At 48.1% G+C, this 287-nt stretch carries 1 protein-coding gene; it reads right to left on the bottom strand.

Annotation, left to right across the window (positions count from 1 at the left end):
* Positions 1 to 28: 28 nt before the first annotated feature.
* Positions 29 to 287: transposase (locus tag H0248_RS21960; RefSeq protein ID WP_374705285.1), on the bottom strand; the 259-nt coding region annotated here is incomplete at its 5' end.

Raw genomic sequence — 287 nt, 5'->3', positions numbered from 1 at the left:
CAGGGCGGGATTCCACTTTGTTGATGAATTAACCAAAGATGACCTCGCTACGAAAATCTCCTGACCATCCGGCACATTGTCGTTTGCCCGCTATGCTATCTTTTTTTCCTTCATGCTGTTTCAGGACACTCAATGCCACTCGATTGAACAGCGCCATATGCGCTGCCCCTTCCGCGTCTTTCAGGTTCATCTCATCTTCTCTGAAAACCACATCCAATACCCAATGCAGTTGATTTTCTATGCACCAATGCTCGCGTATCATTTGTGACGCTACCCGTGCGTCTACC

The sequence above is a fragment of the Pectobacterium brasiliense genome, from assembly GCF_013449685.1.
In the GTDB taxonomy this organism is placed as follows: domain Bacteria; phylum Pseudomonadota; class Gammaproteobacteria; order Enterobacterales; family Enterobacteriaceae; genus Pectobacterium; species Pectobacterium brasiliense_A.
The sequence above is the reverse complement of the archived record's forward strand: the minus strand, read 5'-3'. Positions and strand labels throughout refer to the sequence as shown.